Below are 11595 nucleotides of genomic sequence, written 5' to 3'. Positions count from 1 at the left end.
GATGATTGATGATGATTCGCCAGTTCGTTGGCAGTCGTATGATGATTTTTAGTTGCAGTTAGAAATAATCCTCTTTAAAGTTTTGTTCAAGATTTCCAGTTCCTCGGGGAGAATTCCGGCTAAGGCTGTTTTTCTGTTTTCGAGTACCAAATCGTGAACTTTTTCAATAATTCGCTTGCCTTCAACGGTAACTTTTAGGTTGGATTTTCTCCTGTCGTTTTGATTTACTTCGCGCTCGAGGTATTCTGATTTTACCAAAAGTTCGATTATTCTAGTAACGGAAGCATTGTCTTTAAATACTTTTTCGCCAATTTCTTGTTGCGAAATACCCGGATTTTCCAAAATTGCTTTTATGATGAGCCATTGGTCGATAGTAATCTTATAGCCGTTATCCCTAAGTCTTTTTTGAGCAAAAATTCTATATGTTCGAATTGCTTTGTCCATAGTATAGAAGGTGATGTCTTTTAATTTTTCCATTTGGGTCTGATTTTGAGTCAAATATATACATGATTAATCAATAATTGATATATCAAATAAATATTTAACATTTTATTTGTGATTGTAAGTAGCTTATTTTTTGGCTGTTGGAGAAATAGTGAGCCTTAGAGGATTTCTTCGCAACTAAAAACTTCTTTCAAACGAACTCCTTTTTCTGTGTTTTCAACCGTGATGATTTGGTTGTGAGCATCGTGTTCTAAGAATAAATAATAGTTGTTTTCGGCGGCTTCCGTTAAAAATTTTGCTTTTTCAGGTAATGTCAGTAGCGGGCGAGTGTCATAGCCCATTACATACGGCAGTGGAAGATGCCCAGCCGTCGGCAAAAGATCGGCCATAAAACAGATGGTCTTGTCTTTGTGTTGGATTTTTGGAATCATCATCTTTTCCGTATGTCCGTCGGCAAAGAAAATGTCAAACCCAAGCTCTGAATTTTTAAGCAGGTCACCTAACGGTCTTTTGATAAATTCCAGCTGTCCGCTTTCTTGCATCGGAATAATATTTTCAGTCAAAAAAGAGGCTTTTTCCCTCGGATTTGGCTTCGTTGCCCATTCCCAATGATTGTCGTTTGTCCAGAATTTAGCATTTTTAAAAGCAACTTCATATCCAGTTTTGTCTTTATTCCACTGAACGCTTCCGCCGCAATGGTCAAAATGTAGGTGCGTCATGAATACGTCAGTGATATCATCGCGATGAAAGCCATACTTGGCCAACGATTTGTCTATGGAATGATTTCCCCAAAGCGAATAATATCCGAAAAATTTTTCCGATTGCTTGTCGCCCATTCCGGTATCAATTAAAATCAGACGGTTTCCCTCTTCAATCAAAAGACATCGCGCGGCGATATCGATCAAATTGTTTTCGTCTGCAGGATTAGTTTTGTTCCATATTGTCTTTGGTACTACGCCAAACATGGCACCGCCGTCCAATTTAAAATTACCTGCTTCGATCGGATATAATTTCATTTTTATTAGGGTATAAATAGTTAAAACTGCTTTTTGTTCGCAAATTACTAAAATTCATTTGCTTTTAATTCTCAGAAATAAACTTTTTCTATAGGAACATAGTTATAAAAGTGTTAGCGATTATGGAAAAAACTAAATATGACGTATCTTTGCAAATTAATTAGACTAAATTTAAATCACCATGATAAAGGTATCTGATACAGCAAGTAAAAAAATCGTCGATATGATGAATGATGACGGCTTTGATGCTGCCAAAGATTACGTTCGAGTGGGCGTAAAAAGCGGTGGATGTTCTGGCTTGTCATATGAATTAAAATTTGACAAAGAAATAGGAGAAAACGATAAGGTTTTTGAAGATAATAATGTGAAAATTGCCGTTGAAAAGAAATCATTCTTGTATCTAGCAGGAACAATTCTTGAGTTTTCAGGAGGCTTGAACGGAAAAGGATTTGTTTTCAATAATCCAAATGCAAGCAGGACTTGCGGTTGCGGAGAGAGTTTCTCTTTATAATACTAACCCTTTCAGGGTTTTAAACCCTGAAAGGGTTGAAACTTAAAAGAATTTATGAGCAAATACACAGAAGACGATTTAAAAATCGAGCTTGAAAATAAAGAGTATGAATACGGATTTTATACTGATATAGAATCCGATACATTTCCTGTCGGCCTAAACGAAGACATTGTCCGTGCGATTTCTAAGAAAAAAGAAGAGCCGGAATGGATGACCGATTGGAGAATCGAGGCATTCAGGGCTTGGGAACAAATGGTGGAACCAGAATGGGCTAATGTTCATTATGAAAAGCCAAAGTTCCAAGACATTTCGTATTATTCTGCGCCTTTGAAAAAAGCAAAATACGAAAGCCTTGATGAGGTAGACCCGGAGCTTTTGGAAACATTCAAGAAGCTTGGAATTTCTATCGATGAGCAAAAAATGCTTTCGGGCGTTGCGGTCGATATCGTAATGGATTCCGTTTCTGTAGCTACGACTTTCAAGAAAACGCTAGCAGAAAAAGGAATTATTTTCTGTTCGATTTCAGAAGCGATTAAAGAACATTCAGAATTAGTCCGAAAATATATCGGTTCTGTAGTGCCGCAAAAAGATAACTTCTATGCAGCACTGAACTCGGCTGTTTTTTCAGACGGTTCATTCTGTTATATTCCAAAAGGCGTTCGCTGCCCGATGGAACTTTCTACTTATTTCCGAATCAATCAAGCAGGAACCGGCCAGTTCGAAAGAACGTTGGTCATTGCCGATGAAGGAAGTTATGTTTCGTATTTGGAAGGCTGTACAGCGCCATCTCGTGATGAAAATCAATTGCATGCTGCGGTTGTGGAATTAATCGCTTTGGATGATGCCGAAATTAAATATTCAACCGTTCAAAACTGGTTCCCTGGAAACAAAGAAGGAAAAGGCGGGGTGTATAACTTTGTGACCAAAAGAGGCTTGTGCGAGAAAAACGCGAAGATTTCTTGGACACAAGTAGAAACGGGTTCTGCAGTAACGTGGAAATATCCATCTTGTATCTTGAAAGGCGATAATTCAGTAGGAGAATTCTATTCGATTGCTGTAACCAATAATTATCAGCAAGCGGATACCGGAACTAAGATGATTCACTTGGGAAAAAATACCAAGTCAACAATTATTTCTAAAGGAATTTCTGCCGGAAAATCACAAAACAGCTACCGCGGATTGGTACAGATCAGTTCAAGAGCAGACAATGCGAGGAACTTTTCACAATGCGACTCGCTGTTGATGGGAAATAATTGCGGAGCACATACTTTTCCGTATATCGAATCGAAAAACCCATCGGCAAAAATAGAACACGAAGCAACGACAAGTAAAATTGGCGAAGACCAAGTTTTCTATTGCAACCAGAGAGGAATTCCGACAGAAAAAGCCATTGCGTTGATCGTAAATGGTTTCAGCAAAGAAGTCTTGAATAAACTTCCTATGGAATTTGCTGTTGAAGCACAAAAATTATTAGAAATTTCTCTTGAAGGTTCCGTAGGCTAATCTTTAAAGACTTTATAAAAACACAAAGACAACAATGTTAAGTATAAAAAATTTACACGCTGGAATTGAAGACAAGGACATCCTGAAAGGAATCAACCTTGAAGTGAAAGCCGGCGAAGTTCATGCCATCATGGGACCTAACGGTTCTGGAAAAAGTACACTTTCTGCTGTAATTGCTGGAAACGAAAACTATGAAGTAACAGACGGTTCTGTCGAATTGGATGGGGAGGATTTAGCAGATCTAGCTCCAGAAGAAAGAGCTCATAAAGGCGTTTTCCTTTCATTCCAGTATCCGGTTGAGATTCCTGGAGTTTCGGTGACGAATTTTATGAAAACGGCGATCAACGAATCAAGAAAAGCAAAAGGTCAGGAAGAAATGCCGGCCAATGAAATGCTTAAGTTGATCCGTGAGAAATCAGAATTGTTAGAAATCGACCGTAAATTCTTATCGCGTTCGCTAAACGAAGGTTTTTCTGGCGGCGAGAAAAAAAGAAACGAAATTTTCCAAATGGCAATGCTGGAGCCGAAATTGGCAATTCTTGACGAAACCGATTCTGGTTTGGATATTGATGCCTTGAGGATTGTTGCCAATGGCGTGAATAAGCTGAAAAGTGAAAACAACGCAATCATAGTAATCACGCATTATCAAAGACTTTTAGATTATATCGTTCCTGATTTTGTACACGTTTTATACAATGGAAAAATCGTAAAATCAGGCGGAAAAGAACTGGCTTACGAACTAGAAGAAAAAGGATACGACTGGATTAAGGCAGAAAATTAATTTGCAGAGAATTGTAAAGCAGGGAATCTTTTTTTGATTTCTGATTTCTGATTTAGGAGGCAAAAAAATAGTTGACTGAGAAAGTCTTTTGACTTTATGACTTTCAACTTTAAGACCAACAAACAATGGAATTAAAAGAAAAACTAATATCATCTTTTATGGCTTTTGAAGAACGCGTGGATGTCGATTCTGACTTGCACGATGTTCGTACAGAGGCGTTTAAGAATTTTGAAAATAAAGGTTTTCCGACCAAAAAGGAGGAGGCTTGGAAATATACGTCGTTGAACACTATTCTGAAAAATGATTTTAGCGTATTTCCTAAAAAGGAAAATGCGGTTGAATTTTCAGAAGTAAAAAAGTATTTCATTCATGAGATAGATACTTACAAAGTGGTTTTTGTGGACGGTGTGTTTAGTTCTTTCCTGTCTTCTACGACCCATGACGGCTTGGATGTCTGCTTGATGTCATCGGCATTGACAAAGCCAAAATACAAGATGGTTATTGATGAATATTTCAACAAAGTAGCCAACAAAGAGGAGAGTCTGACTTCCTTGAATACTGCTTTTGCTTATGAAGGCGCGTATATCAACATTCCGAGAAGCAAAGTTGTAGAAAAGCCTATAGAAATTATTAATTTTTCTACAGGAACAGAAGCAGCGCTTTTGGTACAACCGAGAAACTTGATTATCGTAGGCGAGAATGCCCATGTTCAGATTATTGAAAGGCACCAAAGCTTGAATGACAATCCCGTTTTGACGAATTCGGTTACCGAAATTTTTGTCCAAAAAAGAGCCATTGTCGATTATTATAAGATCCAAAATGACAATCTTGAAGCTTCGTTGATTGACAATACTTACATAGCTCAGAAAGAGCAAAGCAACGCTTCTGTGCATACTTTTTCTTTTGGAGGTAATTTGACACGAAACAACCTGAATTTTTACCACCAAGGCGAGCATATTGATTCTACGCTAAAAGGAATTACGATTATCGAAGGAAAACAGCATGTCGATCATTATACCTTGGTACAGCATGCGACTCCTAACTGCGAAAGCCATCAGAATTATAAAGGAATTTTCGATGACAAATCTACTGGAGTTTTCAATGGAAAGATTTATGTAGAGAAAGAAGCACAAAAAACGGATGCTTTCCAGCAGAATAACAATATCCTTTTGAGCGACAAAGCGTCGATCAATGCCAAGCCACAGTTGGAAATTTTTGCAGATGATGTGAAATGTTCTCACGGCTGCACGATTGGACAGCTAGACGAAAAGGCTATGTTTTATATGCAGTCTCGAGGGATTCCGCAAAAGGAAGCCAAGGCACTGTTGATGTATGCCTTCTCAAACGAGGTGATTGAAAGCATCAAGATTCCGGCTATGAAGGCAAGAATCACCAAGATCATTGCGATGAAATTAGGCGTAAATATGGGATTTGATTTATAAGATCAGTCAAAATATAAAAAAAGGTTCAAAGAAATACTTTGAACCTTTTTTATTTAGTTTAGGATGTAATCAATTATCGTCCTTTCGCTAGTTTCGCCATTCGTGGACTGATATTCTCGTATCGGTCCGACATCTTTGGCAAACCAATACTCCTGGTCAGCAACCGTCAGTTGATTGGCTATTGTGACTTCAATTTTAAGTTTGATTTTCAGGACATCTGTGTAGGTTTCGCCATTTAGAGTTACGGTTGGCGCTTTTTCTAACATGGTTCCTGTGTATTTGACTTTAGCCGTAAGAGAAGCCGTTTGTCCGTTTACATTATAGGTAACTTTTGGAGAAACCGTTCCGCTCCATGTTGCATTAGGCTGTAGATCATCTTTAAACATCGGGACTTCATAGCCCTCCATACTAATTACTATTCCATCTTGATTGATGGTTGCATCAGCGACTTTTTGAAAATAGGTGGCGCCTTTTTTCGTAACCCAATTCTCGACACCAAATGTACTGTCTGAAGCGTCATAAAGTTTATAATAGGTCGTTCCGTTAAATACATCGGTACCTGTTATTTTTAGCTCAGAGCTAGTACCGTTATCGTCAAAAACCCAAGTGTTGTTTACGGCCATCGGCCAGTAATTTCCTGTAGATACGCCGTTTGATTCTCCGCTGTCATCACTGCTGCAAGAAGCAAGCATCAGGGAGACAAACAAGATGGCTAGAACAATTTTCTTCATGTTTTTTACATTTAGTTTTTACGAAGTTATAATTTTTAAGGATAAATAGTAATGATGAAGATACAATCATTTCTTGAAACTGCCTAAGATTCCTTTTAGCATGGCATTAAAATCAAAGGCTTCGTCTTCGGTCAGGCCAAAACGCACGATGACCACATCCATCGACGGAATGATGAAAATCTTCTGTCCCTGGAAGCCGCTGGCATAATACATGTCTTTTGGCGCATCAGGATATCTGCCTCCGGCATTCAGCCAAAAATGACCGCCATAGCGTCCTTCGGAAGTTTTGGTAGGAGTTGCAACATATGCCGCCCAGCTTTTATCAAATAGCTGTTCGCCGTTCCAGTTTCCGTTTCTGAGGTATAATAGCCCGAATTTCCCCCAATCTCTAGTAGTTGCCCATGCGTAGGAGGAGCCTACATAGTTGCCGGCCATGTCGGTTTCTACTAACATGGAGTGCATGCCTATCTTATCAATCAATGCCGAATACCAGAAGTCTAGATATTCTTGGTGGGTCTTGAATTGGCTTCTCAAGATCCCGGATAAGAGATTGGTGGTTCCTGACGAATAATTCCAGCTTTGATTCGGTATTCCGACTAATGGCTTTTCTCTTTGTACTCCGGCCATGTCTTCGGCTTCGAAAAGCATTTTGGTAGCATCACAAATCTTGTCGTATTTCTCTTCCCATTCTAAGCCTGAGTTCATGTGGAGCAGGTCGTTGATCGTAATCTTGGAACGTTCGTCGTTTTTCCATTCGGCGATAGGAGCCGGACTATTGATGTTGATTTTTCCTTGCTTCTGGAGGATTCCAAAATAGGTTGCTGTCAAGCTCTTGGTCATAGACCATCCTAAAATCTTAGAGTTTTTATCAAATCCAGAATCGTATTTCTCTGCGACTAGTCGGTCTTTGTACACGATCAAAAGCGAGCGGGTGCGTTTGCTTTTTTCGCCTTTTTTATCAAAAGTATTGGCTATTGCTTTTTCTAATTTAGTATAGTCAATGTTTGTAAAGGCCGTATCTTTTGGTTCGTTATCGCCATAAGGATAGGGCAGATCGGTTTTGGTCGTATTTCTTTTTGGGACGTCATAGGGCTTAGAATTATCAAAATCATCATTAATCAGGGTCACTCCCAAGCCTTCACGATAGATGGCTTTTCGTTCTTTTAGGCCATAAACGGACGATGTGGCGTAGCCTTCTTTTTCAAATACTTTGTTTTTTGCCAGCCTGACCATATCGATATCGTTATCTCCAGCGGTGATCATTTCTTGGGAGCGATGGTCAATAAAAAAGCCAGAGGCCATGCTTTTTGCAGAGAAACCCGAAATCAGATCCAGCTTTGGATAATTAGTGCAGGCGGCATATCCAATCAGTGCTAGTAATATACAGCCAATTATTTTTAATTTTTTTTTCATGTTAGCCTTAGATTTTGGTAAATTTAAAAGAATGTCATTAGTAAATCAATAAAAAATAATAAGACTTTACATTTTTATTTAGAATTAGTAAAAATAATTTGCATAAACCGGAAGAGGTTGCTAGATTTGCAATTTAGAATTAATCTAAAGATGAATAGTAATGCAAATTAATACAAAGGCTTATCTTTCCTTATCACTTTTTCTTTCTTTAACGGCTTTTTCTCAGGAAAAACTTCAAGATACTACAAAAACCAGCCAGCTGGAAGAAGTGGTCGTTACGGGTCAGTTTGAGCCTCAATCCCTAAAAAAATCGGTTCATAATGTTAGGGTCATCTCTAGAGAAGACATCAAGCGCCTTGCTGCTAACAATCTTGGCGATGTCTTGAACCAATATCTTAATATTTCTATCAGAACCAGTGGAAGCGATGGACGTTCTACGGTTTCGATGTTCGGTCTTGATTCTCAATATTTTAAAATATTGGTGGATAATGTTCCTTTGGTCAGCGATACTGGGCTTGGAACTAATATTGACTTGACACAGGTAAATCTTGACGATATTGAGCAGATCGAAATCATCGAAGGTTCTATGGGCGTTACGCACGGAGCAAATGCCGTGACGGGAATCTTGAATATCATCACAAAGAAGAATTCAAAATATAAATGGGAGATTACGGCTTCTGCGCAAGAAGAAACGGTATCGGACGAGTTTGCTTTTTTTGACAAAGGAAGGCATATCCAAAATGCCAAGATTTCGCATAGTTTTAATGAGAATTGGTTTGCCACAATAGGGGGAAGCCGCAATGATTTCGCCGGATTCTTTGACAAACAAGAAGGTAAAGATTATATGCAAAATGACGGGAAGCGCGGTTATAGCTGGCTTCCGAAAGAACAATTGGTCGGGAATGGATTAATCGGTTATACCAAGAATGATTTCAGGATTTTCTACAAATTCGATTATTTCGGAGAGAATGTGGATTATTACAATCCGGTCGTAATTCCGATTGATAATTATCCTTTTCCGGATACTCATTTTTCTAACGATAGAAGGTATATCTCAAACCGATACTACCATCACTTGAATTCGTACGGAAAATTGTTTTCCCAGTTAAATTATAATGTTTCGGTATCGCACCAGAAACAGTCCCGCGATATTGAGAAATTCAATTATCAATTAGAGAGCGAGAACGAAACAGACAATGCCAGAGAGACGTATCAATCTAAAGAGGTGATTTACTCGACTGGTGCGTTGAGTAATTTCTTTAAAGATAAAAGTGTTGACTTGCAGTTGGGCTACGAAGCGGTAAATGAAAGAGGTTTTTATGATGCGACTGCGGGGATTTTCAAAGACGACAACCAACAGGTTAAGGATATCCGAAAAAGACTGGAGAATTACGATATTTTCACGGCTGCAGAAATCCGCTTTACAGAAAAATTCTCTGTCCGTCCAGGATTGCGTTATTCGATTCAATCTAAGTTTGAAGACCAATATGCAAGTTCTTTGGGTTTGAGGTATCTTTTCTCTCATGGCATCGAGGCTAGGGGATCTTTAGGAAAATCCTACAGGACTCCGAACTTTGATGAGCTTTATACGTATTTTGTTGATTCGAATCATGATCTTCAAGGGAATGAGAACTTGATTCCGGAGACCAGTTCTTCGTATGAGGTAAGCGTCAAGAAAGCGACTTATTTTGATTCGGGTGCCCAGCTTTCTAACAATCTTGCGGTTACGTATATGGATGTTGATGACAGAATCAGCTTGATTCTTACTCAGGTTGTTCCTTTCCAGAGCTACAAATACATGAACATCGACAAATATAAGATGTGGAATATTTCTTCGACACACCAATTTGCTTATAAGAACTGGAATGCAAAAGTAGGATTGGCTTTGGTGGGTATATCCCAAAAAATAGACTTAGCGGCTTTGAATCTTACTTCGGATGATAAATTCTTGTATTCTTTGCAAGTGAATTCCAACGTATCGTATAATGTTCCGAAATGGAATACTTTGTTTTCAATCTATTACAAATTCAACGGAAAGCAGCAGCAATACATCTCTTCGACCGATGTTAATAACAATGCTGAATTTATCTTGTCTGAGCTAGAGTCTTATGGCTGGATGGATGCTTCGATCCGCAAATCGTTCTTCAAGAACCAATTTGAAGTGACTGTCGGTGCCAGAAATCTTTTAGATATTACCAGCGTTCAGCTTACGCAGGGAACTACTGGTGTGCATGTGACAGGGTCTGACCTTCTTTTGGGGTATGGAAGATCGTATTTCCTTAAACTTACGTATAATCTCAATTTTAATTAATCTATAAATAACATGAAAAAAAATCTAATTTTTATTCTTTCACTGGTAGTACTTGCTTTTTCAGCTTGTAACAGCGATGACGATAACGGTGGTTCATCTAGCACTTCGGTTGCTTTTGGCGTGCCTTCTTTAAATTTGACTGAGGCAACAACGCCTGTACAAATTGTTTTCTCTGCGCCTACTACAGCTGCTGGTTCGTTGAACATTTCGTTCGCTACTACTGCCGTAACGTATGGTACAGATTTTACTACAGCTCCTGCTGCAACAGGAACTACCCTGACAATTCCTTACGCTGCTAACGTGAGCTCTGTTTCTTTCAACTTTAACAAATTGACGAATGCGGCTCCGACCGATGTGAAAAATGTAAAATTCACGATTACTGACGCGACTAATGCTTCTGTTTCTTCTAACAACAAAATCCAAGTTAACTTTAATGAGGCAGCTTCTTTAGGTCAGGCTTTGGCTGCACAAGTTGGCGGTCCAAACCAGCCTAACCAAGTGTATATCGACTTGAGCAGCGGCGGCAACGCTACAGCGCTAAGAACTTCTTGGGATCTTGGTTTTTACGGAGGTTCTGATTTTAGAGTTGTAATCAACGGTTCGTTGAAAATGGCTGCTAAACAATTAGAAACAACTAATATTGATGAGGTTCAGGTTGCAGACGAGTCTATGATCATCTCTCAAGGACAAGGCGTGGCTTCGCAAATCGACCACCCAGCTGGACTTATCACTCAAACAGCTATCGCTGCAATTTCTGCTAATGATGCTGATAACAAAGTATATTTGATCAACATGGGAAGCAATCCGTCTGAAACAGCGCCTTCAACAGGTTCTGAAGGTTCGGCTTCAGGTAGTTCAAGAGGTTGGAAAAAAGTAAGAATCCTTAAAAGCGGCAACGACTACAAAATCCAATATGCTGATATCGATGCTACGACTCACGAAGAAAAAATCATCTCTAAAAATTCTGCTTTCAACTTTACCTTCTTTAGCTTGACTTCTAAAAATGTAGTAAATGTAGAGCCACAGAAAAACCAGTGGGATCTTAACTTTACGACTTTTACCAACTTAGTTGGCCCTACGACTCCTTACTACTACCCAGATTTCGTTGTAACCAACTTAAAAGGCGGTGCAAGATCGTACCAGGTATTGAATACAGAAACATTGAACTACGATACGTTCACACTTGCTAATGTAGTAAACGCAAGCTTTACAGAAGACCAAAGAAACATTGGTTCTAACTGGAGAAGCACAAGTACTACAGGTCCTGGTGGATTGCCAGTTTCAGCATTCGTTTTGAAAACAGACCGTTTCTTTGTTATCAAAGATCCAGCTGGAAATATCTATAAATTGAAATTTACTGGCGGTGCTAATGCAGGAGGAGAAAGAGGATATCCTACTTTCCAATATGCATTGCTGCAATAATCTCAGGTTTTATTGTTTATT

The 11595-nt window shown here is 38.9% G+C and carries 10 protein-coding genes; 6 read left to right on the top strand and 4 right to left on the bottom strand.

Going from position 1 to position 11595, the window contains the following annotated elements; genetic code table 11:
• Nucleotides 1-48 precede the first annotated feature (48 nt).
• Nucleotides 49-477 (bottom strand): MarR family winged helix-turn-helix transcriptional regulator, encoded by a 429-nt coding sequence (locus tag CLV94_RS06830; RefSeq protein ID WP_121375662.1) that lies wholly within the window; start codon nucleotides 475-477, stop codon nucleotides 49-51.
• A 125-nt stretch (nucleotides 478-602) separates the two neighbouring features.
• Nucleotides 603-1460 (bottom strand): MBL fold metallo-hydrolase, encoded by an 858-nt coding sequence (locus CLV94_RS06825; RefSeq protein ID WP_121375661.1) that lies wholly within the window; start codon nucleotides 1458-1460, stop codon nucleotides 603-605.
• A 181-nt stretch (nucleotides 1461-1641) separates the two neighbouring features.
• Here CLV94_RS06825 and CLV94_RS06820 point away from each other — a divergent pair, with 181 nt between their 5' ends.
• The 4 genes from CLV94_RS06820 (at nucleotide 1642) to sufD (ending at nucleotide 5697) form a co-directional block, all read left to right on the top strand.
• Complete coding sequence (locus tag CLV94_RS06820) at nucleotides 1642-1971, top strand: HesB/IscA family protein (RefSeq protein ID WP_121375660.1); 330 nt, start codon at nucleotides 1642-1644, stop codon at nucleotides 1969-1971.
• A gap of 54 nt (nucleotides 1972-2025) precedes the next feature.
• Nucleotides 2026-3474: a Fe-S cluster assembly protein SufB gene (gene sufB, locus CLV94_RS06815; protein WP_121375659.1), complete on the top strand. Its 1449-nt coding sequence runs from the start codon at nucleotides 2026-2028 to the stop codon at nucleotides 3472-3474.
• Between the two features lie 34 nt (nucleotides 3475-3508).
• Nucleotides 3509-4255, top strand: coding sequence for a Fe-S cluster assembly ATPase SufC (sufC, locus tag CLV94_RS06810; protein ID WP_121375658.1), 747 nt, complete (start codon nucleotides 3509-3511; stop codon nucleotides 4253-4255).
• A 125-nt stretch (nucleotides 4256-4380) separates the two neighbouring features.
• The gene (gene sufD, locus CLV94_RS06805) at nucleotides 4381-5697 is read left to right on the top strand and encodes a Fe-S cluster assembly protein SufD (RefSeq protein ID WP_121375657.1); all 1317 of its coding nucleotides are present in this window, start codon (nucleotides 4381-4383) and stop codon (nucleotides 5695-5697) included.
• Between the two features lie 53 nt (nucleotides 5698-5750).
• On the opposite strand, the gene CLV94_RS06800 is transcribed toward sufD, so the two are convergent.
• Both CLV94_RS06800 and CLV94_RS06795 read right to left on the bottom strand, forming a co-directional pair.
• On the bottom strand, nucleotides 5751-6428 hold the full coding sequence (locus CLV94_RS06800; protein WP_121375656.1) for a hypothetical protein: 678 nt from the start codon (nucleotides 6426-6428) through the stop codon (nucleotides 5751-5753).
• A 66-nt stretch (nucleotides 6429-6494) separates the two neighbouring features.
• Nucleotides 6495-7841 (bottom strand): serine hydrolase domain-containing protein, encoded by a 1347-nt coding sequence (locus CLV94_RS06795; RefSeq protein WP_121375655.1) that lies wholly within the window; start codon nucleotides 7839-7841, stop codon nucleotides 6495-6497.
• Nucleotides 7842-8001: 160 nt separating this feature from the next.
• Between CLV94_RS06795 and CLV94_RS06790 the strand changes: the two genes are divergently transcribed.
• Together CLV94_RS06790 and CLV94_RS06785 are read left to right on the top strand one after the other, a co-directional pair.
• Nucleotides 8002-10152: a TonB-dependent receptor plug domain-containing protein gene (locus tag CLV94_RS06790; protein ID WP_121375654.1), complete on the top strand. Its 2151-nt coding sequence runs from the start codon at nucleotides 8002-8004 to the stop codon at nucleotides 10150-10152.
• A gap of 12 nt (nucleotides 10153-10164) precedes the next feature.
• A complete protein-coding gene (locus CLV94_RS06785) occupies nucleotides 10165-11574 on the top strand; it encodes an HmuY family protein (RefSeq protein ID WP_121375653.1) in 1410 nt (469 codons plus the stop codon).
• Nucleotides 11575-11595: the final 21 nt, after the last annotated feature.

The organism is Flavobacterium endophyticum, from assembly GCF_003634455.1.
Lineage (GTDB): Bacteria > Bacteroidota > Bacteroidia > Flavobacteriales > Flavobacteriaceae > Flavobacterium > Flavobacterium endophyticum.
This window is presented reverse-complemented; position numbering and strand designations above follow the sequence as displayed.